This is a genomic window from Falsiroseomonas stagni DSM 19981, assembly GCF_900114315.1.
Taxonomy (GTDB): domain Bacteria; phylum Pseudomonadota; class Alphaproteobacteria; order Acetobacterales; family Acetobacteraceae; genus Falsiroseomonas; species Falsiroseomonas stagni.
Genome location: NZ_FOSQ01000008.1, coordinates 1 through 21,354, shown reverse-complemented (window position 1 = coordinate 21,354; position 21,354 = coordinate 1). Strand labels below are relative to the sequence as shown.

The window sequence follows — 21,354 nt, the reverse complement described above, 5'->3', positions numbered from 1 at the left end:
GGCGTCCTCAGCCGGCGGCCAGGGTGCGGAGCGCGGCGCGCGCCGCGACCAGCGCCTCGGCCTGGCTGATCCAGCCGCGCATCGCCTCCTTCGCCGGGGCGGAGAGGCGGGCGAGGCGCTGGATGGTGCCTTCGAGGTCGCCGGCCTCCAGCGCGCGGCGGGCGCGCTCGATCTCCGCCGCGGCGGCATCGCCCCAGAGGACGTCCTCCCCCCGGCGGACGGTGACGAGGCCGGAGAGGCGGCTGACGGCGCTGTCCAGCACGCCGGCCCCTTCGCGGGCCGGTTCGCTGGCGGCGCGGCCGGCGCGGGCGGCGTCCTCGAAGGCCAGGCGGAGCGCGGATTCGGTGGGTGGCGCCGCGGTGGCGAAGCGGGTCAGGGCCTCCGGCGCGTCGCGCAGGCCGGCGAGCGCCCCGCCGAGGGGGCGGCCGGCTTCGAGCGTGGCGCGCAGCGCATCGATGGTGGCCATCCGGCCGGCCCGGCCTTCCAGGGCGGCAAGGCGCTGCGCCGCGCCTTCCAAAGCGACGAGCCGGGCGGCCTGGGCTTCCGCGGCGGCGGCACGGGCGGCGATCGCCTGTTCCAGCGTGGCGGTGCGGGTCGCGATGGTCTGTTCGAGGGCAGCGAGGCGCGGGTCCAGCGCGGCGATGCGGCCGGCGAGCGCGGCTTCCGTCGCGCCGATGCGCTGGCTGGCCTGGGCCTGGGCCTGTTCCAGCGCGGTGTCGCGGGCTGCGGCTTCGCGCGCCAGCGCCTCGATCCGCGTGGCGGCGGCGGCGGCGCGGGCCTCATCCTGGCGGATGGAGGTTTCGGTGCGGTCGGAGAGGCGATCGAGGCGCTGGCTCAGCGCTTCCACCGCGCCGCGGGCGGCGAGCTGGGTGGGATCGATGGCGGGGCGGGCGGCGGTGTCGCGGGCGATGCGTTCCACGCCGGCCAGCTTCTCCTCCAGCGCGGCGGCGCGGCGTTCGGCTTCCGCGGCCTGGTCGCGCAGCGGCGCGAGATCGACGGGCGGGCGGGCTTCGAGGCCCGTGACGCGCTGGGTCAGGCCTTCCAGGGCGGCGATGCGCGGCGGCAGGGCCTCGAGGCCGGCGATGCGGGCGGTGGTGCCTTCCAGCGCCGCCAGGCGCCGGTCGAGGCCGGCGACCTGCTGCAACTGGGCGCGGAGTTCCGCGACCTCCGCCGCCAGGGGGTTGGCGGGGGGCGTGGGGGCCGGCAGCGGGCGGGCGATCAGCCAGGCCACGGCGCCGACCAGCACCACGCCAGCCACGGCGATGGGCAGGGCGGCGGGGTCCAGCCGAAGGCGGCGAAGACGGTCCTGGAGGGAGGCGGGCGGGGGAGGGGCGCTCATGATGCTCCTGGCGGGGCTGGTTCCGCGGCGCCGCCTGACAGCAGCGCCAGCAAGGCGTCTTCACTGGGCCGGCCGGCGACATGGACCGCCCGGAAGGTGAGGGGGGCGATCGCGGCCGCGGCGGCATCCGCCACCCGCTGGCTGATCGCGAACGCCTCCATCCCCGCCAGGGTTGCCGCATGGCCGGCGGCTTGGAGCAGGGTGATGGCACAGGCGGCGGAGCGAGGCGAGTGGAACAGGATTTTCCCCGGTTTTCCGCGGGACAGGGTTTCGTGACAGGCTTCCGGCAGTGTCAGGGCCGGCACGGCGCGATAGGCGATGCGGCGGAGGATGCGGAAGCCGCGCGCGCGGAGGTCCGCCGCCAGATCAAGGGCGTAGCCTTCGCCGACCGCGAGCAGCAGGGGGCCGGCCTGCGGGCGCAGGCGTTCGGCCGCGAGCCGGGCGAGATCGGCGGCCGTGCCGGCGGCGGCGGTCACATCCGCGAAACCGGCATCCCGCGCGGCGGCGGCGGAGGCTTCGCCGACGGCGAGAAGGGGAAGCGGCATGGGCCGCAGGGCCCGGGCGGCGGCGCGGCTGGTGATGAGGATGGCCTGGGCGCGCGGGGCCGCGAAGGGGCGGGGCTGCAGCACCAGCGCCGGGGCCAGCACCGGCGTGAGGCCGAGGGCGCGGAGGCGGGCGGCGGTCTCCTCGCCCCCCGGCTCCGGCCGCGTCACCAGCACCTGGCGCGGCGCCACGGGGTTCACCCGAAGATGTCGGCCGGGCTGTCGCGGCGGAGGCTGTCGCCCAGTTCGCGCCCGATCCGCGCCGCATCGGCCGCCGCGCCGTGCAGGCTGCGCTTCAGCAGGAAGGACCCATCGGCGCGGGCGACCAGGCCCGTCAGGTGCAGGCGGCCATCCGGCAGCAGGCGGGCATGGCCGCCGATGGGGGTGCGGCAGGACCCGTCGAGCGCCGCGAGCAGGGCGCGTTCGGCGGAGGAGACGGCCTTCGCTTCCCGGTCCTCGATGCCGGATAGGAGTTCGTGCAGTTCGACGTCATCGGCACGGACGGTGACGCCGACGATGCCCTGGCCGGCGGCGGGGACCATGGCGTCCGGGTCGATCACCACGCCGGCCTCGACTTCCAGGCCGAGGCGGCGGAGGCCGGCCAGCGCCAGGAGGGAGGCGGTGGGGCCACCGGGGTCGCGGACCTTGGCGAGGCGCGTCTGGACGTTGCCGCGGATCATCTCCACCCGCAAATCCGGGCGGGCATGCAGGATCTGGGACTGGCGGCGGACGGAGGCGGTGCCGATGACGGCGCCGGCGGGCAGGCAGGCGAAGGGGTCGGAGGGATCGGGCGGATTGCAGGACGGGCCGAGGATCAGGGCATCGCGCGCATCCTCCCGCTTCAGGGTGCAGGCGAGGACGATGCCGGGCGGCATCTCCGTCTCCAGATCCTTCAGGCTGTGGACGGCGAAGTCGATCCTTCCGTCGGACAGGGCCTCATGGATTTCCTTGGCGAAGAGGCCCTTGCCGCCGATATCGGCCAGGCGCTTGTCCTGGATCCGGTCGCCGGAGGTGGTGATGGCGTGTTCCTCGAACGCCTTGGCATCCCGCAGCACCGGGCAGAAGCGGGTGATGAGGTCGAGGAAGTGGCGGGTCTGCCAAAGCGCGAGCGGGGAGCCCCGCGTGCCGACGCGCAGCGGGAGCGAGCGCATATGCGGCTTGACCGCGGCATGGTGGGGCGGGCCGGGCTGGGATGCGGCCGAGGGATGGGCTACCGACATGGCGGCGGGACATAGGCCCGGTATGGGGAAGGCGGAAGTGGTGCAGGCGACGAAACCCATGCGGACGTTGCGGGACAGTGACGTGGTGCTGGGCCTCGAATCCTCCTGCGACGAGACGGCGGCGGCGCTGCTGCGGGCGGATGGGACGATCCTGGCGGAGGCCGTGCTCTCCCAGCTGGAGGACCACACCCCCTATGGCGGGGTGGTGCCGGAGATCGCGGCGCGCGCCCATCTGGCGCATCTGCCGGGGCTGGTGCGGCGGGTGATGGCGGAGGCGGGCATTGGGCCGGACGGGTTGGCGGCGGTGGCGGCGACGGCCGGGCCGGGGCTGATCGGCGGGCTGATCGTGGGCGCCACGCTCGGCAAGGGGATGGCGCTGGCGGCGGGGGTGCCCTTCCTCGGCATCAACCACCTGGAGGGGCATGCGCTGACGCCGCGCCTTCCCGGTGTCTTCAAGGCGGGGGTGCATGCGGGTGGGCTGGAATTCCCCTACCTGCTGATGCTGCTGTCGGGCGGGCATTGCCAATGCGTCAGGGTGGAGGGGGTGGGCCGGCATGTGAGGCTCGGCACCACGCTGGATGACGCGGTGGGCGAGGCCTTCGACAAATCCGCCAAGCTGCTGGGGCTGCCCTGGCCGGGCGGGCCGCATCTGGAACGGCTGGCGGCCTCGGGTGACCCCGCGCGCTTCGCGCTGCCGCGGCCGCTGATGGGACGGCCGGGCTGCGACTTCTCCTTCAGCGGGCTGAAGACGGCGGTGGCGAATATCGTCGCGAAAGGGCTGGACGAGCGGGGGCGGGCGGATGTGGCGGCGGGGTTCCAGGCCGCCGTCGCCGCCACGCTGGCGGACCGGGCGGCGCATGCGCTGGCCATGGCGCCGGATGCGACGGCGCTGGTGGTGGCGGGGGGTGTCGCGGCCAACAAGGGCATCCGGAGCGCGCTGGCGGCGGTGGCGGCGAAGGCCGGCCTGCCGCTGGTGGCGCCGCCGATCCGGCTTTGCACCGACAACGCCGTGATGATCGCCTGGGCGGGGATCGAGCGGCTGCGCCTCGGCCTGACCGACGAACTGGACCAGGCGCCGCGGCCGCGCTGGCCGCTTGCGGAGCTTTCCGTCACCGCCGTGTGAGCCCAGGGAGCCTTATCGCGCGCCGTGCGTTCCACCACCGCACAGGTATGGAGGATACGCCGATGCGTTTCGCACCCCGGTTCATGATGGCTGTCGCGCTGGTGCTTGCCGTCGCGGCCTGCGGATCCTCGCCCGGGAGCCGGGCGGTGAGCGGCGGCCTGCTGGGCGCCGGCGCGGGCGCGGCGGTGGGGTCGCTGTCCGGCAATGCGGGCACGGGCGCCCTGGTGGGCGGCGGGCTCGGCGCGGTGGGCGGGGCCGTGACGGCGCGGTAGTCATACCAACGGCCGCTTGCAGCGACTCGTTGGTATCTTTTTAGTGCCCTCAAGCGCCGGGCGGCCGCTCCGCGGCCTTGGCTCGCCGCACTGGCGGCGGGCCGCATTCGCGGCTTTGGCCGGCTGCGCCGGCCGCATGTCAGTCCATCGGGCCGTTGGTCTCAGCGCCCGGCGGTGAAGGGGTTGAGCGTCCTGACGCCCAGCCCCTCCACATCCCCCACATTTCGCGTCACCAGCACCAGGCCGTGGACGATCGCCGTGGCGGCGATCCACCCGTCGATGACAGGCACGCTGCGGCCGGCGTTGATCCGGCCCCATTCATCCGCCACGCGCGCATCCACCGGCAGAATGCGCGCCGCGAAACCGCCCGTGACGGCGGCCAGCCAGCGCTGCAGCGCCTCCGCCTTGGCGGGATCCCGCGGGCGCACGCCCTCGATGCCGCGCCGGATTTCCCCGAGTGTCAGCACGCTCAGGAAGAGGTCTTCCTCCCGCACGCCCTGCCACCAGGCGGCGACGCCGGGATGGCCGCGCGCGCCCTTGCGGATCTCGGAAATGACGTTGGTGTCGACCAGCCAGGTCAGAACACCGTCTCCCGCCCCGTGTCGCGCGGGCGGTCGAGGTCGATGCCGTCAAGCGGCGCGGCCTCGAGCAGCGCCTTGAGGCCGGGGCGGGGCGCGAAGCGATCGTGCAGGGAGGCGCGTACCGCCTCGGCCTGGGCGGGATCGGCCAGCGCCGCGACGATGGCCCGGACCAGGGCGGCATCCTCGACGCGGACCTGCACTTCCAGCCGCTGCAGGCCGCGGCTGCGCTGGCGGCGACGGTGGGCGGCCAGGTGAGCGCCAGGCGCCATGGAACAGGGCCTCCTTTATTTCCGGAAACATATCCGGATACGGTGCCGGCCGGCAAGGGTCCAGCGGGTTGCGCCGCCCTGCCTTGCGCCCCCTTGGGCCCGGCGCTAGCCCCGCGGCGTGAATTACCGCCACGCCTTCCACGCCGGGAATTTCTGCGACGTCGCCAAGCACGCGCTGCTGGTGGCGCTGCTGCGCGGGCTGCTGGCCAAGCCCAAGCCCTTCCGCGTGCTGGATACCCATGCGGGGATCGGCAGCTACGACCTCTCCGCGCCGGAGCCGCAGCGCACGGGGGAATGGCGGGAGGGGATCGGGCGGGTCTCCGGGGCGGATGACCCGGCGCTGGCCGATTATCTCCAGTTGATCGAGGCGCTGGGCTATCCGGGCGGATATCCCGGATCGCCGGCCATCACGCGGGCGCTGCTGCGGCCGGAGGACCGGCTGGTGCTGTGTGAACTGCACCCGGAGGACCACGCGACGCTGCGCGCCCGCTACCGGGGCGACGCCCAGGTGGCGGTGCACCGGCGCGACGCCTGGGAGGCGATCGAGGCGCTGACGCCCTTCCCGGAACGCCGCGGCCTGGTGCTGATCGACCCGCCCTTCGAGCAGGAGGGCGAGTTCGACCGCCTGGCCGCCGCCATCGCCCGGCTGCGCCACCGCTTCCGCGCGGGCATCATCGCCGCCTGGTATCCGGTGAAGCACCGCGCGCCGGTGCGCGCCTTCCACCACGCCCTTCAGGACGCCGCCGTGCCGGATTGCATCGCGGCCGAGATCGTGATCCGGGAGCCGCTGGACCCCACGCGCCTCAATGGCTGCGGGCTTCTGGTGGCCAACGCACCCTTCGGCTTCGAGGAGCAGGCCGCTGTCATATTGCGCGGCTTGCTGCCCCGGCTTTCCCGCGGCGAGGATGGGGCCGGTGCGGGGATCACCCGCGTGACGCCGGAATAGGGGATTTCATGCAGGGCTCAGGCCGGATCGCGGTGCTCGGCGCGGGCGCCTGGGGGACGGCGCTGGCGCAGCAGGCGGCGCGGGCGGGGAATGACGTCACGCTCTGGGCGCGGGATGCGGCGCGGGCGGCGGCGATCCAGGCGGGGCGGGAGAATGCGCGCTACCTGCCGGGGCTGGCGCTGCACCCCGCCATCCAGGTGACGGCCGATCCCGCGGCGCTGGCGGGGGCCGATCTGTGGCTGCTCGTGGTGCCGGCGCAGCATCTGCGCGCGACGCTTGAAGCCCTGCCGGATACCGGCGCCAAGCTGGTCGTCTGCGCCAAGGGGGTGGAGCGGGGGACGCTGCTGCTGCCGCTGGAGATCCTGGAAAAGCTCCGCCCAGCCGCCACCACCGCCGTGCTGTCGGGGCCGAATTTCGCGCATGAGGTCGCCAAGGGCCTGCCCGCCGCCGCCGTCATCGCCAGCCGGGATGTGGGGCTGCGGGCGTTGGCGGCGGAGCGGCTCGGCACCGCCGGTTTCCGCCTGTATGGTGGGGATGACCCGATGGGCGTGCAGGTCGGCGGCGCGGCCAAGAACGTGATCGCCATCGCCGCCGGCGCGGTGATCGGCGCGGGGCTCGGGGAGAATGCGCGGGCGGCGCTGGTCACGCGGGGCCTCGCGGAATTGTCGCGCCTGGCGGTGGCACTGGGCGGGCGGGCGGAGACGGCGGCGGGGCTGTCGGGCCTCGGCGATCTGCTGCTGACGACGACGGGGCCGGGCAGCCGGAACACCTCCCTCGGCATGGAACTCGGGCGCGGCGTGGGGCTGGAGGCAGCGCTGGCGACGCGGGTGGGCGTGGCGGAGGGGGTGGCGACGGCGCCAGCCCTGGTCGCGCGCGCCGCGGCGGCGGGGGTGGAACTGCCGATCGGCGCGGCGGTGGCGGACCTTCTCGCGGGGAAGCTGACGGTGGCGGAAGCGATGGGGCGGCTGCTGGCCCGGCCCCGGAGAGACGAATGACCGCCACCCTGTTCCCCGCCGGCACGCGCGACAGCGTCACCCACCTTGTGCTGGCGTCCGAACTCGCGCCCGTCGCGGCGCTGATCGGGTCCGACGACCCGGCGCTGGCGGTGCGCGCCGCCGCCACGCTGATGACGCGCCTGCTGCTGACCCGCCTGCCAGGGCCGGGCTGCCGCCTGCTGCGAGAGGATTTTTCCTTCACCGGCACCCTGGCCGAAGGGGATGAGGTGGTGATCACCGCGGAGGTGGAGGCGCCGTCCAATCCGGGCGTCGTCCATCTGTACTGCGCCGTGCGCCATGCCGATGGATCGCCCATCCTGACGGGCTTCGCGGAACTGTCGGAACCCACGGAGCGGCGCGGCGACCTTACTGGCCCCTTCGGCACGCAGCCCCGCCGGATGCTGGCGGCGCTGCTGGCGCGTTGCGCGGGGCGGCCGCCGGTGCCGACCGCGGTCGCGCATCCCTGCGACGCCGAAAGCCTGCGTGGCGCGCTGCTGGCGGCGAGCCACGGGCTGATCACGCCGATCCTGGTGGGGCCGGAGGCGCGCATCCGGGCGGCGGCGGAGGGGATGGACCTCTCGGCCTTCGAGATCGTCGCCACGCCCCACAGCCATGCGAGCGCGGAGGTCGCGGTGCGCCTGGTGAGCGAGGGGCGGGCGGCCGCGCTGATGAAGGGCAGCCTGCACACCGACGAATTGATGGGCGCGGCGCTGGCGCGGGAGGCCGGGCTGCGGACCGAACGCCGCGTTTCCCACTGCTTCGTCATGGATGCGCCGCTCTATCCGCGGCCGCTGATCATCACCGATGCCGCGATCAACATCGATCCCGACCTGGACGCCAAGGCGGACATCATCCGCAACGCGATCGCGCTGGCCGCCGCGATGGGGGTGGAGTTGCCGCGCGTGGCACTTCTTTCGGCGGTGGAGACGGTGACGGCGAAGATGGTCTCCACGCTGCATGCCGCCGCGCTCTGCAAGATGGCGGATCGCGGTCAGATCACGGGCGCGTTGCTGGATGGGCCGCTGGCCTTCGACAATGCGGTGTCCGTCGCCGCGGCGAAGGCGAAGGGGATCGTCAGCGCGGTGGCGGGGCGGGCGGATGTGCTGGTCTGCCCGGATATCGAATCGGGGAACATGCTGGCGAAGCAGCTGGCCCTGCTCGGCGGCGCGGCGAGTGCGGGGATCGTGCTGGGGCTGCGGGTGCCGATGGCGCTGACGAGCCGGAGCGATGATGCGAACAGCCGGTTGGCATCGGCGGCGTTGCTGAGGCTGGTGGCGGGGTGATTCCGGGGAAGGCGCTGCCTTCCCCGGACCCCATCCGCCAGGAGGCAGAGCCTCCTGGACCATCGTCAATTGGAGGGTTCCAAGGGGCCGCTGCCCCTTGGCATGGGGGTGTGGGGGAACGGCGTTCCCCCACGGTTGAAACCAGGCCCGCGGCCCCGCATATCGCCGCCCGCCCAGAATTCTCACCACAGGGGACATCACCATGAGCGAGACCGTGGAACGGCATGAATTCGGCGCCGAGGTCGGGCGCCTTCTCGATCTCGTCGTCCATGCCCTCTATTCCGAGCGCGAGATCTTCCTCCGCGAACTCGTTGCCAATGCCGCCGATGCGGTGGACCGCCGGCGGTTCGAGGCGCTGTCGGATGCCAGCCTCATGCTGCCGGGCGATGCCAGCCTGCGCGTGGTGCCGGACAAGGAAGGCCGGCGGCTGACCATCAGCGACACCGGCATCGGCATGTCCAAGGCGGACCTGGCCCAGCACCTCGGTACCATCGCCAGGTCCGGCACGCTGGCCTTCGCGAAGTCGCTGTCGGAAAGCCAGGCAGCGGACAAGCCGAGCCTGATCGGCCAGTTCGGCGTCGGCTTCTATTCCGCCTTCATGGTGGCGGACCGGGTGGAGGTGACGTCGCGCCGCGCGGGCAGCGAGGAAGCCTGGCTCTGGGCTTCCGATGGCCGCGGCGAATACACGCTGGCGCCGGCGGAGCGCGCGGAAGCCGGCACCGACATCGTGCTGCACATGAAGGAAGACGCGACGGAGTTCCTGGAGCCCTTCCGGCTGCAGTCGATCATCCGCAAATGGGCCGACCACATCACCATCCCCATCACCGTCGCCCGCGACGGCACGGATGAGCCGGCCAACGAGGGCACGGCGCTGTGGCGCAAGCCGAAGTCGGAAATCACGCCGGAACGCTACACGGAATTCTACCGCCACCTCGGCCATGTCTTCGACGAACCCTGGGCGACGCTGCATTGGCGGGCGGAAGGGCAGATCGACTTCACCGCGCTGCTCTTCATCCCCGGGATGAAGCCCTTCCAGGCCGTGGAGGGGGAACGCGACAGCAAGGTTCGGCTGCATGTCCGCCGCATGTTCATCACGGACGAGGCCGAGCTGCTGCCGCCCTGGCTGCGCTTCGTGCATGGCGTGGTGGACACGGAAGACCTGCCGCTGAACGTGTCGCGGGAGATGCTGCAGGCGACGCCGGTCCTGGCGCGCATCCGCCGCGCGGTGACGAACCGCGTGATCTCGGAACTCAAGACGCGGGCCAAGGATGCCGGGGAATACACGAAGTTCTACGAGAATTTCGGCCCGGTCCTGAAGGAAGGCGTCTGGGAGGATGCGGAGCACCGCAAGGACCTCGCGGGGCTGCTGCGCTTCAAGTCATCCGCCGTGGAAGGCTGGACCACGCTGGCGGATTACGTCGCGCGGATGAAGGAGGGGCAGGAGGCGATCTACTACCTCGCGGGTGACGACGCCGCCGCTCTCGCCAATTCCCCGCAGTTGGAAGGCTTCCGCGCCAAGGGCGTGGAGGTGCTGCTGATGGCGGAGAATATCGACGCCTTCTGGCCGGAACGCCTCGACAGCTTCGAGGACAAGAAGCTGCGCAGCATCACCCAGGGCAGTATCGACCTGTCCAAGGTGGCGGGGGATGCGGCGGAGCTGGCGGAGGCCGCGGATATGTCCCGCCTGCTGCCGCTGGTGAAGGACGCACTGGGCGAGGATGTGAGCGAGGTGCGCGCGACCGACCGCCTGGTGGACAGCGCCGTGGTGCTGGCCGCGCCGGAATACGGGCCCGATCTGCAGATGCAGCGCCTGCTGAAGCGCGCGGGCCGCGCGGCGGGGGCGGGGGCGCCGATCCTGGAGATCAACCCGCGCCATCCCCTGATCCGCAAGCTGGCGGAGAAGGCGGCGGGGGAGGCGGACCTCAAGGAGGAAGCCGGGCTGCTGCTGGATCTGGCGCGGCTGCAGGATGGCGACGTGCCGCGGGACCCCGTGGGCTTCGCGAAGCGGGTGGCGGCGGCGCTGGCCCTGTAAGGCTTCCGGCCGCCCCCGCGCCATGGTTCGATGGCGCGGGGACACGGAGGAAACATCGCCATGGCATCACCGGTCGCGCTGGTGACGGGCGCGGGGCGGGGCATCGGCCTTGCCACCGCGAAGCGCTTCCTGGCGGAGGGCTGGCGCGTCGCGCTGCTCGATGTCGATGCCGCGCTGCTGGATACCGCCATGGCGGCGCTGGCCGCGCCGGACGACACGCTGGCGCTGGTCTGTGATGTCGCGGATCCCGTGGCGGTCACGGCTTCCGTGCAGGGCGCGGCGCGGCATTTCGGGCGCATCGACGCGCTGGTGAACAATGCCGGCACGGCGGTGTTCAAGCCGATCCTCGACACCACGCTGGAGGAATGGAACCGCGTGCTCGCGGTGAACCTGACGGGGCCGTTCCTGATGGTGCAGGCGGCGGCGCCGATCATGGCGGAAGGGGGCGGCGGCGCGGTGGTGAACATCACCTCCATCTCCGGCCTGCGGGCCTCCACGCTGCGGGTCGCCTATGGGACCAGCAAGGCGGCGCTGGCGCATCTGACGAAGCAGCAGGCGGCGGAACTGGCCAGCCTCGGCATCCGGGTGAATGCGGTGGCGCCGGGGCCGGTGGATACCGCCATGGCCAAGGCGGTGCACACGCCGGAAATCCGGCGCGACTACCATGATGCGATCCCGCTGAACCGCTACGGGCTGGAGGAGGAATTGGCGGAGGCCATCTTCTTCCTGGCGAGCGACAAGGCGTCCTATATCACCGGCCAGGTGCTGGCGGTGGATGGCGGGTTCCAATCCACCGGCATCGGGCTGCCGACGCTGCGGGCGGCGCGGCGGAACCTGTAGGGCCTACCGGCAGACCTCGCGTTCCAGGATGCGGTAGCGCAGGCGGCCCCGGCGGTCCCGGAAGGGCACGCGGCGGGTCTCGATCCGGCAGCGGTGGCGGCGACCCCGCCCGCGGCCGGGCGGGCCGTACTGGATATCCTCCACCGTCGCCTCGACATCGCCCAGCAGGAGTTCCTCCGGCCGGGTCATCTCCGGCGGGGGCGTGCTGCGCGCGGCATCGGCGGGGCGAGCCAGGGTGCCGGCGAGGCCGGCGAGGAGAAAGCGGCGGCGTTCCACCTCTCACGCTTCCTGGAAGGATGCATGGACGAAACGCCGCGCGCGGCGGGTGGTTTCAGAAGCGTTCGAGCAGCGGGCCGCAGCCCGCGACCTTGTCCTGGATGCCCATGGTGCGGAGCGCGTGCCAGTAGGTGGCGGTGTTGATGGCGATGACGGGCTTGCCGAGCCACATCTCCGCCATCACGGCCAGCTTCACCATCGACAGGTTGGTGCCGACCTGGACGATGGCGTCCACATCATCGCCATCGATGGCCTTGATGGCGTCCACGCACTGCTTCGGCGTGACTTCCGCGATGCCGGTCCAGGACGGGCAGTGCATCGCGATGTCCTTCTTCACCGTGAAGCCCATGTCGGTGAAGTAGCGCGCCACCTGTTCGTTCATGGCCGGCCAGTAGGGAGACATGATGGAGATGTTCTTCACGCCGCCATAGGCGTTCATCGCGGCGGTGCAGGAATGGCTGCCGACGCTGATCTTCAGGCCGGAGACATCCTCCACCTGCTTCACGAAGGCATCCGCGCCCTTGGCGCCGTCGAAGAAGGTGACCGCCGACATGCCCATGACCAGATGGTCCGGCTTGCAGGTCATGACGGATTTCACGGCATCCAGCGTGTTGTTGCCGATCAGGCGCGCGCCGGCGAGGAAGGTCTCGTTGGAGATGGCATCGGCATTGGGGGTGTAGATGCGGCTGTAGTGGTTGGTGACGCCCGCGGGGCGCATCATGTCGTAATCCGGCTGCACCACCGTATTGGTGGAGGGGCCCATCACCCCGAACTTGCAGCGCCAGCCCAGCACGTCACCCATCGGAGGCTCTCCATTCCGCTAACCCGGCGGGCAGCCTGCCACGGTGCGTGGCAGGGGCCGGCCGGCGGCGTGATGATTTACCGTCCTGGCGGTCTTGCACAGGGGTGGGATACAACCCCACCCTCCGCGGCAAGGTTCCAGGAGCACAGAGACGATGTCCCAGCCCATGCTGACGCGGCGTGGCGCCCTGTTGGCCGCCGGTAGCGCGGCCCTGCTGCCGGGGGTGGCGCGCGCGCAGGCCGATTGGCCGAACCGCCCCATCCGCTGGATCAACCCCGGCCCGGCGGGCGGCGCGGGGGATGTGCTGTCCAGGCTCGTCGGGGACCGCATGCAGGCGAGACTCGGGCAGCCGGTGGTCGTGGACAACCGGCCGGGCGCGGGGACCAATATCGGCATGACGGCGGTCGCCCGTGCCGCGCCGGATGGCTACACGGTGGGGCTGGCCTCCATCGCCGCGAATGCCGCGAACAAGTGGCTCTATCGCAACATGCAGTTCGACCCGGAGAAGGATTTCGCCGCGGTCGGCATGATCGCGCTGGTGCCGAACATCGTGGTGATCCCGCCTTCGGTGCCGGCGCAGAACCTCCAGCAATTCATCGCCTGGGCGCGGGCGCAGAACCGGCCGATCAATTTCGGATCGGTGGGCGCGGGGTCGTCGCAGCACCTGGCGGGCAGCCAGTTCCAGGTGATCACGGGCCTGGCGATGCAGCACCTGCCCTATACGAACAGCGGGCAGATGAACACGGACCTGATCGAGGGCCGGATCGACATGCTGTTCCAGTCCATCTCCGCCGTGACGCAGATGGCGCAGACGGGCCGGATGCGGGCCATTGCCGTGAGTGGCGCGGACCGCGTCGCGGCCTTCCCGGACCTGCCGACGATGCAGCAGCAGGGCGTGGACATCGTCTCCACCGGCTGGTTCGGGCTGTGCACGCCGACGGGTGTGCCGGAGCCGATCCTGGCCAGGCTGGAGACGGAATTGCTGGCGGCGATGGAGGACCAGGGCCTGCGGGACCGGATCATGGCGGGCGGATCGGTGCCGCGGCGTATGGGGCGGGTGGAGTTTGCCGAGTTCATGGCCGCCGAGAGCGCGAGGTGGCGGACGGTGATCCAGGCGGTGGGGGCGACAGCGGATTGATCTTGGACTCGAAAAGCCCTCTCCCCAGCGGGGAGAGGGTTGGGTGAGGGGAGAAGCCCTTCAGTTCACCCGTGCGCCCGAAACCTCCACCAGCCGCTGCCATTTCGGCGTCTCCGACGCGATCAGCGCGGCCGCGGCGGCGGTGCTCTCGCTCACCACCGCGTCGTAGCCCAGCGGGCGCAGCGCGTCCTTGAAGGACTGCGTCGTGCCGACCTGGCGGATGGCGGCGGCGATGCGCTCGACTTCCGCCGCGGGCGTCGCGCTCGCCGTGACGATCATGTTCCAGGATCGGATGTCGAAGCCCTGGAGGCCCGGCGTCTCGCTGAAGGCGGGGATGGCCGGCAGCATGCCGAGGCGCTGGCCCGAGGATGTGCCGAGGATGCGGATGCGTCCCGATTCCAACTGGGGCACCAGGGCGGTCGGCAGGTCCGCGCTGCCCTCGATGGTGCCGTTCAGCAGATCGGCCGTCATCTGCGCGCCGCCGCGATAGGGGATCTGGTTGAACTCCGCGCGGGATTGGGCGGAGAGCGCGGCCAGCGTCAGGTGGCTGACGGTGGCGGCGCCGGCATGGGCCACCTTGAAGAGCCCGGGATTGGCGCGGCACCAGGCCAGCAGGCTGCCCAAATCCGTCCAGCCGCGCCGCGTGGCGGCCTCGCTGTTCACGGCCAGCAGCACGGCGCTGTCGCTGATCTGGCTGATGGCGCGGAAGTCGCGCGCCACGTCGAAGGGCATGGTCTGCTGCAGGAAGGGTGCGGCGCAGAGCGTGGCGGCGCCGATCACGCCGATGGTGGTGCCGTCCGGCGGCGCCTTGGCGACGGCGTCCGCGCCGATCAGCCCGCCGCCGCCGCTGCGGTTGTCCACCACCACCGATTGCTCCAGCACCGGCGCCAGCCGGTCCGCCAGCACGCGGCCCAGCCCATCCACCGCGCCGCCGGGCGGGAAGGGGATGACGATGCGCAGCGGGCGGCGCGCCTGGGCGTGTGCGATGGCCGGCACGGCCAGCGTGGTGGCGGCCAGCAGCAGCCGGCGCGTCAGGCGAGGCGTCATCGCGGTGTCTCCCGTTGTGGCGGGGAGGGTAGGGATATCGGCGCTACCCCTGCAACGGTATCGCGGCCCGCGCGGCGATCGATGCCGGAATCGCACCGCGTCGCGCGGCCTCCCGCCACACGCGCTCGATCGCGGCGCGGCCGCGCTTCGTGACGGATGCGGCGTCCACCGTGGTGGGGCGGCCGTCGCGCAGCAGGACGCGGCCCTCCACCATCGCCAGCGTCAGGTCGGACGCGCTGCCATTGGTGAGGAGCGATTTCAGCGGGTCCCAGACCGGCTGGTAGCGGGATGAGCCGAGGTCGAACATCACGAGGTCCGCCCGCGCCCCCTTCGCCACCAGGCCGAGATCGTCCCGCCCCAGCGCCAGCGCCGCATCGCGCGTTGCGGCACGCAGGATGCGGGGCGCGGAGAGGGCGTGCGGCGTGCCGGACTGCACCTTGGCGAAGACGGCGGCGCTGCGGAGTTCGTGCAGCATGTCGAGCGTCACGCCATCCGTGCCGATGCCGAGGCGAAGGCCCGAAGCCTCCATCCGCGCCAGCGGCACGAACCGGCCGGAGCGCGCGAAGGCGAGGGGGCAGGAGGCCAGCGCCGCGCCTTCGCGCGCGATCATCGCCATCTCCTCATCGGTCGCGAACATGCCATGCGCGAGCACCACGCCGGGGCGGAGCAGGTTGAGGCGCTTGAGGTGTTCGATGGAGCCCACGCCATGGGCCGCCTTCACGCGTTCGATCTCGATCAGGTTCTGCGCGGCGTGGATGGAGACGATGGTGTCGAGCTCCCGCGCCTTGGCATCGACGCGCTTCAGCAGATCGGGCGTGTTGCTGTCCGGGCCATGCGGGCCGAAGCCCACGCGCGTCACGCCATGCCTGCCCTCGTCGAAGCGTTCGAAGAGCTTCAGCGTGGCCTCGAACCCCGTATTGTCGGTCGGCGTGTAGATGGGCCTGCCATCCGCGCCCATGCCGACCGTCTCGCTGAACAGATAGGGGCAGGACCAGCTTCGCAGCCCGATCCGCTTCGCGCGTTCGATGAAGGGCCATTGCTGCACGCGATAGACATCGAGCAGCCCGGTGGTGCCGCTGCGCAGCCCCTCCAGCAGCGCCATCTCCACCGCATCGCCGATATCCTCCTCCGTCATCAGCGCGGCCGCGACATCACCGAGCGGCATGAGCAGGGAGAAGACGATGTGGCCGGGCAGGTCGCCCGGGGCGAGTTCATCGGCCAGGCCGCGGAAGAGTGGGCCTGACATGGCGTGGTTGTGCAGGTTGATGAGGCCCGGCATCAGCAGGGAATCGGGGGCGGTGATGCGTTCGGCGTCCATGGTCGGCGCGTGCGGCGTGACATCGGCGATGGCGCCGCCCTGCACGACAACGTGATGGCCGGTGCGCAGGCCATTGTCGGCATCCCAGACCCAGCCGGGCTCGATGATGAGGGTCACGGGAGCACTCCCCTGAAATGGCCGATGAGGGCGGACAGCGTCAGCACCGACAGCGCGGTGGTGATGACGACGGCGGCGCCGGAGCGGTCCATGCCGATCGTGTAGCGGCGGGCGAAGATGAAGGCGTTGGCGCCGGTGGGCAGCGCGGACATGGTGACCGCGACCGCGGTCTCGATCGGCGTGATGCCCATGGCGATGGCGATCAGCCAGACCAGGCCCGGCAGCGCCACGAGCTTCACCGTGATGATGGTCAGCGTTTCCTGCCACATGGCGCGGCCGCTGATGGCGGAAAGCCCGCCGCCCAGGCAGAACAGCGCGACGGCGGGGGTGGACGCGCCCAGCAATTCCAGCGTGCGCTGCATCGGCCCCGGCATGGTGAGCCCGAGCATGGTCCAGGCCAGCGCGGCGACCACCGCCATCACCACGGGGTTGCGCGCCACGCCGCGTGCCGTCGTGACCAGCACGCGGCGCCAGGGGGCTTGTTCGTTCAGCCCCATCTCCGTGACGATGGTGGCAAGGCCGAGCAGCACCATGGTCTGGAAGGCGAGGATGCCGAGCATGGGCGGCACGCCCGCCTGGCCATAGGCGGCGACGATGATCGGCACGCCCATCATCAGCGAATTGCCGAAGACGCAGGCCAGCGCGAAGAGGGCGGCTTCCGACAGCCCCATGCGGAAGAATCGCCGCCCCGCCCAGGTGGCGGCGAAGAAGACCAGCACGCCGCCCGCCAGCAGCGCGGCCGCGGCGCCGCCGGCGCTGTCATGCGGCCTGGTGCCGCCGAGGAAGATGAGCGAGGGCGCGGCCAGGCCGAAGACGAAGGCGGACATGCCATCGAAGGCCGCGCGCGGCAGCAGGGCGCGGCGGCCGGCGATGAAGCCGAGGCCGATGAGGGCGAAGACCGGGAGGACGACTTCGACAACGCCTCCCATGCGGCGCTACCGGCCCAGCAGCGTGTCGACGAAGCCGGGAAGCCAGGGCTGGCGGACGCGGGTGGTGCGCGCGGCATGGAGGATGGCGCGGACTTCCGCGACGCAGGCATCGAAATCGCGATTGACCAGCACATGGTCGAAATCGGACCAGTGGGTCATCTCCTCCCGCGCGATGGCCAGGCGCTTGACGATCTCGGCCTCGTTCTCCTGCTGCCGGCCGCGGAGGCGGCGTTCCAGTTCCTCCATGGAGGGAGGCAGCAGGAAGATGCCCACCACGTCCTCCGGCAGCTTCGATTTCAGCTGGCGGTGGCCCTGCCATTCGATGTCGAAGAGCACGTCGCGGCCCTGCGCCAGCGCGGCCTCCACCGGGCCGCGCGGCGTGCCGTAGCGGCGGCCGAGGAAGCCGGCATGTTCCAGCAGCTCATCGCGCTGGACCATTTCTTCAAATGCCTCGGGCGTCTTGAAGAAGTAGTGGACGCCGTCGGTCTCGGCCGGGCGGGGGGCGCGGGTGGTGGCGCTGACGGAGAGGGAGAGGTCGGGCTCCGTCTCCAGGATTTTTCGCGACACGCTGGTCTTGCCGCCTCCCGGGGCGGCGGCGAGGACCAGGCAGATGCCGCGGCGGGCGGGGAGGGTCATGACCGATTCCATTCAGGGCGACCTGCGCCCGCCGCAGGCGGGCGAGCGGCCGAATGGCCGCCGCCGGCAGTCCGGCGAAGCCAAGCGAAGCGCCGGCGTCTGAGGGCGGATCGGCTTCGATCCGCAAGGACCAGGGTTCATTCGACGTTGGCCGCCTGTTCGCGCAGCCGCTCGATCGCGGCCTTGAGGTCGAGGCCGATGCGCGTCAGGCCGGTGCTGGCGGATTTGCTGCACAGCGTATTGGCCTCCCGCACGAATTCCTGCGTCAGGAATTCCAGCTTGCGGCCGACGGCGTCGCCGGATTTCAGCAGGCTCCGCGCCTCGTTGATATGGGCGGAGAGGCGATCAAGCTCCTCCCGCACATCGGATCGCTGCGCCAGCATCGCCACTTCCTGGGCGAGCCGTTCCTCCGGCACGCGCGCGCGGAGGTCGCCATCCCCGAGGAGGTTGGCGAGATTCTCCATCAGGCGGGCGCGCTGGGCGGCGGGCTGGCCGGCGGCCTCGATGGCGGCGGCTTCGCGCAGCGACGCGATCTCATCGAGCAGCGTCGCCAGGATGGTGGCGAGTTGCGCGCCTTCGCGGGCGCGGGAGGCGACGAGGCCATCGAGCGTCGTCGCGAAGGCGGTGGCCAGCGCGGCGCGGCGGGTTTCCTCGGCGGCCTCGTCGGGCTCCACGATCTCGGCGCGCAGCACGCCGGGCAGGGTGAGCACGGCTTCGGGGCTCGGCGCCGCGGCGCCGGGGATGCGGGCGGCGACGGACAGCACCAGGGCGATGGCCTGCTCGAGGGCGGCGGGGTCGGGGGTCAGGCGGGGGGCGCGTTCCTCCCGCTTCACGGTGAGCGTCGCGGAGACATTGCCGCGCTTCAGGCGCTTGGAAAGCGCCTCCCGCAGCGCGGGTTCCAGCGCATCCAGGCCGTTCGGCAGGCGCAGCCGAAGGTCCAGCCCCCGGCCGTTGACGCTGCGGAGTTCCCAGACGAAGGAGGTGCCGTCCGGCAGGGTGCCGCCCTCTCGGGCGAAGCCGGTCATCGAAGCGAGCTTGCTCATGGGGGTTTTTCCCCCGTGCGGCGGAGGAGGGCAAGGTGGCGGCATATCCGTGGCGTGACGTGATGATCACCGGCGCGACCGGCGGCCTCGGCAGGGCGCTGGCGGAGGCCTGCGCGGCGCCGGGGGTGACCCTGCATCTGTCCGGGCGGGACGCGGCGCGGCTGGACCAGGTGGCGGCGGCCTGCGTGGCGCGGGGCGCCGCCGTCAGCCCGGCGGTGCTGGATGTGACGGACCAGGCGGGCATGGCGGATTGGGTGGCGGGGGCGGGTAGGCTCGATCTGGTGGTCGCCAATGCGGGGGTTTCGGGCGGCACGGGCGGGCAGACGGAGCCGGCGGACCAGGTGCAGCGGATCTTCGCCACCAACCTCGGCGGCGTGCTGAATACGGCGCTGCCGGCGATGGAGCTGATGGCCGCCCAGGCGCCGGGAGAGGGCGGCGTGCGGGGGCGGATCGCCGTCATCGCCTCCATCGCCGCCTTCGTCGCGGCGCCGGGGGCGCCGGCCTATTGCGCCAGCAAATCGGCGGTGCAGCGATGGGCGGAGGCGCTGGATGCCAGCGAGAAGGCGCGGGGGATCCGGCTGCATGCGGTCTGCCCGGGCTATATCCGCACGGCGATGACGGCGCGGAACCCCTTCCCGATGCCGCTGCTGATGACGCCCGAACGGGCGGCGGCGCGGACGCTGGCGGGGATCGCGGCGGGGCGGGTGCGGGTGGCCTATCCGCGGCGCTTGTATGCGGTGGCGCGGGTGGTGGGGGCGCTGCCGCCTTCGTGGCGGAACGCGATGATGTCGGTGGTGCCGGCGAAGCCGCGGGAGGGGTAGGGGACGCTCAGCCCCCCGTCTCGCTGGCCGGAAAATTCAGTTCCAGCACCACGCCGTTGGGGTCCGTGACGAACAGCTGCGTTACGCCATCGCGCGGCACCACCTGTTCGCGGAAGGCCAGGCCATGGGCCTTCAGGCGCGCGCGCATGTCGGGCAGGCCGGTGGCGGCCAAGGCCACGTGGTCGATCTGGCCGGTGGGCTGGGCGCGGCGGGGCGGGCGGTTGGCGTCGGCGGCGCGGGGGCCGACAAGGTGGATGACTGGCACGCCGCCGGCATAGAGCCAGGCGCCTGGGAAATCGAAGGGCGGGCGGTCGCCCTGCTCCAGCCCCAGCACGTTCCGGTAGAAGGCGATGGTGGCGTCGAGGTCGACGGCCCAGATGTTGATGTGCTCGATCCCGCCGATGGGCATGCCGCGCCTCCCCTGGTTGGTTGGAGGCATCAGCGCATGGCGAGGGTGGGCGCGTAAAGCGTCAGGCGGGGGCCCTGGCGGCGGGGCGGGAGGTGGCGAGCCAGACGCCGGCCAGGACGATGAGGCCGCCCGCCACCACGCCCAGCGCCGGCCATTCGCCGAGCAGCAGGGCGCCGACCCCGGCCGCGAAGGGCGGCTGGATGTAGCCGACCATGGCGGCATCCGTGACGCGGGCCTTCGTCAGCAACCGGAGGAACATGGTCAGCGGGATGGCGGAGGCGAGGATGCCGAGCACGGCCAGCACGCCGAAGACCCAGGCCGGCTGGTCATAGGCGCCGGTGCCGCTGAAGGGGATGGAGAGCAGCGCCGCCACCAGCCCCGACACCACCTGCTGCCCCAGGACCAACTGGCCGGAGGCGCCGGGCCGGGCCATGCGGGCATAGAGCGTGCCGGCAGCATAGGAGGCGCCGGAGAGCAGGATCAGCAGCCCCCCGGTGAAGGAGGCATTGCCGTTGATCGCCGCCGGGCCGAGGAGGACGGCGATGCCGACGAAGCCGACCAGCAGCCCCGCGAGGCCGCGCCAGCCCGGCCGGTCCCCCGGCAGCAGCACGGCCGCCATCAGCGCCACCTGCAAGGGCGTCGCGGCATGGATGAGGGCGGCGGGCGCGGCCTCGATGCTGTCCAGCGCCAGCGCCGTCAGCAGATTGGGCACCCAGCCATTGCAGGTGCCGAGGACGAGCGCCGCGCGCCAGACGCCCCAGCCGCCGCCGCGCAACTGCCCCGTCACGGCCAGGAAGGCGAGCACGCCGAGTGCGGCGAAACCGCCGCGGCAGGCGGCGAGGGCGAAGGGCGACATCTCCATGGCTACGAGGCGGAGCAGGGGGAAGGAGGAACCCCAGAGGCCGCCGATGACGAGGAGGCGCCACCACAGGGCGGGGCCGGTGAGGGGTGTCATGGGGAAGGCGCTGCCTTCCCCATACCCCATCCGCCCCCTCTGGAAGATCTGGGGGGGAGACCCCCATACGCGCTAAAATAGGTTTCTGACTGGGTAGCTGACGTGTGGTTTTCGGCGTCGTGGCGCATTGGCGAGGCTGCGATGGGCCTTGGGGCTGGCATGCAGGATGTCGGCGATGGTGACGGTGCCGATGACGGTGCCGAGCAGGACGATCAGCGCGATCTTCTGCACGGCCCAGAGCGAGGGCGTGTAGGCGTCGTCGAGCAACGCCTCAGGGGGAAGATTCCAGGACATCCTGGCTGAGGTCGTCGCAGAGCAGGGCCAGGACGAGGTGGGCGTAGAGCCAACTCTGCGATCCACGCTCGGTGCGGGTGGGCAATCGGTCGATGTGCAGCAGGGATTTCAATCGCTTGAAGGCGAG

The 21,354-nt window shown here is 72.1% G+C and carries 24 protein-coding genes; 9 read left to right on the top strand and 15 right to left on the bottom strand.

The window, feature by feature from the left end; all coding sequences use genetic code 11:
- Positions 1–7: 7 nt before the first annotated feature.
- Genes BM041_RS19050 through hemC form a run of 3 tightly spaced genes read right to left on the bottom strand, consistent with a single transcriptional unit; the run spans position 8 to position 3,101 of the window.
- Complete coding sequence (locus BM041_RS19050) at positions 8–1,339, bottom strand: hypothetical protein (RefSeq protein WP_092961487.1); 1,332 nt, start codon at positions 1,337–1,339, stop codon at positions 8–10.
- A complete protein-coding gene (locus tag BM041_RS19045; protein ID WP_245762160.1) occupies positions 1,336–2,073 on the bottom strand; it encodes a uroporphyrinogen-III synthase in 738 nt (245 codons plus the stop codon). Before BM041_RS19045 ends, BM041_RS19050 begins: the two co-directional genes overlap by 4 nt.
- A 5-nt stretch (positions 2,074–2,078) precedes the next feature.
- Positions 2,079–3,101, bottom strand: coding sequence for a hydroxymethylbilane synthase (gene hemC, locus BM041_RS19040; RefSeq protein WP_092961485.1), 1,023 nt, complete (start codon positions 3,099–3,101; stop codon positions 2,079–2,081).
- A 58-nt stretch (positions 3,102–3,159) separates the two neighbouring features.
- Here hemC and tsaD point away from each other — a divergent pair, with 58 nt between their 5' ends.
- Both tsaD and BM041_RS19030 read left to right on the top strand, forming a co-directional pair.
- Positions 3,160–4,224 (top strand): tRNA (adenosine(37)-N6)-threonylcarbamoyltransferase complex transferase subunit TsaD, encoded by a 1,065-nt coding sequence (tsaD, locus tag BM041_RS19035; protein WP_092961685.1) that lies wholly within the window; start codon positions 3,160–3,162, stop codon positions 4,222–4,224.
- A gap of 62 nt (positions 4,225–4,286) precedes the next feature.
- A complete protein-coding gene (locus BM041_RS19030) occupies positions 4,287–4,496 on the top strand; it encodes a YMGG-like glycine zipper-containing protein (protein WP_175534021.1) in 210 nt (69 codons plus the stop codon).
- Positions 4,497–4,657: 161 nt separating this feature from the next.
- Here BM041_RS19030 and BM041_RS19025 read toward each other — a convergent pair whose 3' ends face one another.
- Together BM041_RS19025 and BM041_RS19020 are read right to left on the bottom strand one after the other, a co-directional pair.
- Entirely contained in the window at positions 4,658–5,068 is a 411-nt protein-coding gene (locus BM041_RS19025) for a type II toxin-antitoxin system VapC family toxin (protein WP_281244643.1), read from the bottom strand.
- Positions 5,069–5,073: 5 nt separating this feature from the next.
- The gene (locus tag BM041_RS19020; protein ID WP_092961483.1) at positions 5,074–5,346 is read right to left on the bottom strand and encodes a hypothetical protein; all 273 of its coding nucleotides are present in this window, start codon (positions 5,344–5,346) and stop codon (positions 5,074–5,076) included.
- Between the two features lie 118 nt (positions 5,347–5,464).
- On the opposite strand from BM041_RS19020, the gene BM041_RS19015 reads away from it, so the two are divergent.
- From BM041_RS19015 to BM041_RS18995, 5 genes are all read left to right on the top strand, one after another.
- Positions 5,465–6,292 (top strand): 23S rRNA (adenine(2030)-N(6))-methyltransferase RlmJ, encoded by an 828-nt coding sequence (locus BM041_RS19015; RefSeq protein ID WP_092961482.1) that lies wholly within the window; start codon positions 5,465–5,467, stop codon positions 6,290–6,292.
- Positions 6,293–6,300: 8 nt separating this feature from the next.
- A complete protein-coding gene (locus BM041_RS19010) occupies positions 6,301–7,287 on the top strand; it encodes an NAD(P)H-dependent glycerol-3-phosphate dehydrogenase (RefSeq protein ID WP_092961481.1) in 987 nt (328 codons plus the stop codon).
- A complete protein-coding gene (locus BM041_RS19005; RefSeq protein ID WP_092961480.1) occupies positions 7,284–8,570 on the top strand; it encodes a bifunctional enoyl-CoA hydratase/phosphate acetyltransferase in 1,287 nt (428 codons plus the stop codon). The genes BM041_RS19010 and BM041_RS19005 overlap by 4 nt, the downstream gene beginning before the upstream one ends.
- Positions 8,571–8,772: 202 nt before the next feature.
- Positions 8,773–10,602: a molecular chaperone HtpG gene (gene htpG / locus BM041_RS19000; RefSeq protein WP_092961479.1), complete on the top strand. Its 1,830-nt coding sequence runs from the start codon at positions 8,773–8,775 to the stop codon at positions 10,600–10,602.
- A gap of 60 nt (positions 10,603–10,662) precedes the next feature.
- Entirely contained in the window at positions 10,663–11,442 is a 780-nt protein-coding gene (locus BM041_RS18995) for an SDR family NAD(P)-dependent oxidoreductase (protein ID WP_092961478.1), read from the top strand.
- Positions 11,443–11,445: 3 nt separating this feature from the next.
- On the opposite strand, the gene BM041_RS18990 is transcribed toward BM041_RS18995, so the two are convergent.
- Complete coding sequence (locus BM041_RS18990; RefSeq protein WP_092961477.1) at positions 11,446–11,718, bottom strand: hypothetical protein; 273 nt, start codon at positions 11,716–11,718, stop codon at positions 11,446–11,448.
- 55 nt (positions 11,719–11,773) lie between these two features.
- On the bottom strand, positions 11,774–12,520 hold the full coding sequence (locus tag BM041_RS18985) for a maleate cis-trans isomerase family protein (protein WP_092961476.1): 747 nt from the start codon (positions 12,518–12,520) through the stop codon (positions 11,774–11,776).
- Positions 12,521–12,674: 154 nt separating this feature from the next.
- Here BM041_RS18985 and BM041_RS18980 point away from each other — a divergent pair, with 154 nt between their 5' ends.
- Positions 12,675–13,658 (top strand): Bug family tripartite tricarboxylate transporter substrate binding protein, encoded by a 984-nt coding sequence (locus BM041_RS18980; protein ID WP_092961475.1) that lies wholly within the window; start codon positions 12,675–12,677, stop codon positions 13,656–13,658.
- 60 nt (positions 13,659–13,718) lie between these two features.
- Here the strand turns inward: BM041_RS18980 and BM041_RS18975 are convergent, their stop codons facing one another.
- The 5 genes from BM041_RS18975 to BM041_RS18955 all read right to left on the bottom strand — a co-directional run bounded on the left by BM041_RS18975 (position 13,719) and on the right by BM041_RS18955 (position 18,748).
- Positions 13,719–14,705 (bottom strand): Bug family tripartite tricarboxylate transporter substrate binding protein, encoded by a 987-nt coding sequence (locus tag BM041_RS18975; protein WP_092961474.1) that lies wholly within the window; start codon positions 14,703–14,705, stop codon positions 13,719–13,721.
- A 43-nt stretch (positions 14,706–14,748) separates the two neighbouring features.
- Positions 14,749–16,140: an amidohydrolase family protein gene (locus BM041_RS18970; protein ID WP_092961473.1), complete on the bottom strand. Its 1,392-nt coding sequence runs from the start codon at positions 16,138–16,140 to the stop codon at positions 14,749–14,751.
- On the bottom strand, positions 16,137–17,069 hold the full coding sequence (locus BM041_RS18965; protein WP_092961472.1) for an AEC family transporter: 933 nt from the start codon (positions 17,067–17,069) through the stop codon (positions 16,137–16,139). Before BM041_RS18965 ends, BM041_RS18970 begins: the two co-directional genes overlap by 4 nt.
- Before the next feature lie 6 nt (positions 17,070–17,075).
- On the bottom strand, positions 17,076–17,705 hold the full coding sequence (gene gmk / locus BM041_RS18960) for a guanylate kinase (RefSeq protein ID WP_092961471.1): 630 nt from the start codon (positions 17,703–17,705) through the stop codon (positions 17,076–17,078).
- A gap of 137 nt (positions 17,706–17,842) precedes the next feature.
- Positions 17,843–18,748 carry a YicC/YloC family endoribonuclease gene (locus BM041_RS18955; protein WP_245762159.1) on the bottom strand — a complete coding sequence of 302 codons (906 nt, stop codon included), beginning with the start codon at positions 18,746–18,748 and terminating at the stop codon, positions 17,843–17,845.
- A gap of 35 nt (positions 18,749–18,783) precedes the next feature.
- Here BM041_RS18955 and BM041_RS31880 point away from each other — a divergent pair, with 35 nt between their 5' ends.
- Positions 18,784–19,569, top strand: a complete 786-nt coding sequence (locus tag BM041_RS31880) for an SDR family NAD(P)-dependent oxidoreductase (RefSeq protein ID WP_281244639.1) — start codon at positions 18,784–18,786, stop codon at positions 19,567–19,569.
- A gap of 7 nt (positions 19,570–19,576) precedes the next feature.
- On the opposite strand, the gene BM041_RS18945 is transcribed toward BM041_RS31880, so the two are convergent.
- The 3 genes from BM041_RS18945 to BM041_RS18935 form a co-directional block, all read right to left on the bottom strand.
- On the bottom strand, positions 19,577–19,978 hold the full coding sequence (locus tag BM041_RS18945; protein WP_092961469.1) for a VOC family protein: 402 nt from the start codon (positions 19,976–19,978) through the stop codon (positions 19,577–19,579).
- Between the two features lie 61 nt (positions 19,979–20,039).
- Entirely contained in the window at positions 20,040–20,933 is an 894-nt protein-coding gene (locus BM041_RS18940; RefSeq protein WP_175534020.1) for a DMT family transporter, read from the bottom strand.
- Positions 20,934–21,005: 72 nt separating this feature from the next.
- Positions 21,006–21,227, bottom strand: coding sequence for a hypothetical protein (locus BM041_RS18935; RefSeq protein WP_139226097.1), 222 nt, complete (start codon positions 21,225–21,227; stop codon positions 21,006–21,008).
- Positions 21,228–21,354 lie beyond the last annotated feature (127 nt).

Bases quoted from the DNA above. Each gene is read 5' to 3' on its own strand.
- BM041_RS18935 (WP_139226097.1), bottom strand. From the start codon at position 21,227: ATGTCCTGGAATCTTCCCCCTGAGGCGTTGCTCGACGACGCCTACACG.
- BM041_RS18940 (WP_175534020.1), bottom strand. From the start codon at position 20,933: ATGACACCCCTCACCGGCCCCGCCCTGTGGTGGCGCCTCCTCGTCATC.
- BM041_RS18955 (WP_245762159.1), bottom strand. From the start codon at position 18,748: ATGAGCAAGCTCGCTTCGATGACCGGCTTCGCCCGAGAGGGCGGCACC.
- BM041_RS18980 (WP_092961475.1), top strand. From the start codon at position 12,675: ATGTCCCAGCCCATGCTGACGCGGCGTGGCGCCCTGTTGGCCGCCGGT.
- BM041_RS18945 (WP_092961469.1), bottom strand. From the start codon at position 19,978: ATGCCCATCGGCGGGATCGAGCACATCAACATCTGGGCCGTCGACCTC.
- BM041_RS18985 (WP_092961476.1), bottom strand. From the start codon at position 12,520: ATGGGTGACGTGCTGGGCTGGCGCTGCAAGTTCGGGGTGATGGGCCCC.
- BM041_RS19030 (WP_175534021.1), top strand. From the start codon at position 4,287: ATGCGTTTCGCACCCCGGTTCATGATGGCTGTCGCGCTGGTGCTTGCC.
- BM041_RS18965 (WP_092961472.1), bottom strand. From the start codon at position 17,069: ATGGGAGGCGTTGTCGAAGTCGTCCTCCCGGTCTTCGCCCTCATCGGC.
- BM041_RS19010 (WP_092961481.1), top strand. From the start codon at position 6,301: ATGCAGGGCTCAGGCCGGATCGCGGTGCTCGGCGCGGGCGCCTGGGGG.
- BM041_RS19050 (WP_092961487.1), bottom strand. From the start codon at position 1,339: ATGAGCGCCCCTCCCCCGCCCGCCTCCCTCCAGGACCGTCTTCGCCGC.
- BM041_RS18975 (WP_092961474.1), bottom strand. From the start codon at position 14,705: ATGACGCCTCGCCTGACGCGCCGGCTGCTGCTGGCCGCCACCACGCTG.
- BM041_RS18995 (WP_092961478.1), top strand. From the start codon at position 10,663: ATGGCATCACCGGTCGCGCTGGTGACGGGCGCGGGGCGGGGCATCGGC.
- tsaD (WP_092961685.1), top strand. From the start codon at position 3,160: ATGCGGACGTTGCGGGACAGTGACGTGGTGCTGGGCCTCGAATCCTCC.
- gmk (WP_092961471.1), bottom strand. From the start codon at position 17,705: ATGACCCTCCCCGCCCGCCGCGGCATCTGCCTGGTCCTCGCCGCCGCC.
- htpG (WP_092961479.1), top strand. From the start codon at position 8,773: ATGAGCGAGACCGTGGAACGGCATGAATTCGGCGCCGAGGTCGGGCGC.
- BM041_RS19005 (WP_092961480.1), top strand. From the start codon at position 7,284: ATGACCGCCACCCTGTTCCCCGCCGGCACGCGCGACAGCGTCACCCAC.
- BM041_RS19020 (WP_092961483.1), bottom strand. From the start codon at position 5,346: ATGGCGCCTGGCGCTCACCTGGCCGCCCACCGTCGCCGCCAGCGCAGC.
- hemC (WP_092961485.1), bottom strand. From the start codon at position 3,101: ATGTCGGTAGCCCATCCCTCGGCCGCATCCCAGCCCGGCCCGCCCCAC.